Consider the following 785-nt stretch of genomic DNA (forward strand, 5'->3'; position numbering starts at 1 on the left):
CTGCTGGAAATCGTCGACGAAGAGGACCTGCCGCGCAATGTCTATTACGGCGATGGCAGCCCGATCGAGGAGTCCCTGCTCGATGACATCCGCGGCGTATTGGCCGAAGCGACGGTCAGCTTTCCTTGGTGCAGCGGCGACGTACTGATGCTCGACAACATGCTGACTGCTCATGCGCGCACGCCTTTCAGTGGCCCGCGCAAGGTCATTGTGGCCATGGCGCAAGGCCATGGCCTGGATCTGCTCTGAGCACCCGAATATTCCATTTCACACGGCGGGTGCAGTGCACCCATCGCGATTCAAGGTGATGCCATGAATGATCGTTACGACGCTGCCACCAACCTGGTTGAGGCGCTCGTCCAGCGTGCCGCTGAAACGCCGCGCGATATCGCTCTGCGTTTTATCGCTGAAGGGGTGGACGAAGCACTGACCTACCGTGCACTGGATGAGCGCGCACGTGATTTGGCTGTCTGGTTGCTGCAGCATGGCCAACCCGGTGATCGCGCCGTTTTGCTGATGCACAGCAGCACGGAATACGTGGTTTCCTTCTTTGCTTGCCTGTATGCCGGCATCATCGCTGTGCCGGCGTATCCGCCCGAGTCCGTGCGGCCGCAGCACCTGGCGCGTTTGCAGGCCATTCTCGGTGACGCCGAGCCGAGCCTGGTGCTCACCGATTCCAGTTTGTTGGACGCCCTGCGTCCGGCCTGTCAGGTTGTCGGTGGTGCCACGCCGCAGCTGCTGGCCGTTGACCACACGCCGGCCGGTCTGGGGCTGGCATGGCAGAT

Annotated in this window: 2 protein-coding genes; both read left to right on the forward strand. The window is 61.9% G+C overall.

The annotated features are described in order from the left end of the window. A partial coding sequence (locus J0A65_RS24610; RefSeq protein WP_206596873.1) for a TauD/TfdA family dioxygenase occupies positions 1 to 249 on the forward strand: 249 nt, incomplete at its 5' end. A gap of 63 nt (positions 250 to 312) precedes the next feature. Then, positions 313 to 785, forward strand: a 473-nt coding sequence (locus J0A65_RS24615; RefSeq protein WP_206596874.1) for an AMP-binding protein, incomplete at its 3' end; no start/stop codon positions are given.

The sequence above is a fragment of the Bowmanella yangjiangensis genome (assembly GCF_017255015.1).
Taxonomy (GTDB): domain Bacteria; phylum Pseudomonadota; class Gammaproteobacteria; order Enterobacterales; family Alteromonadaceae; genus Bowmanella; species Bowmanella yangjiangensis.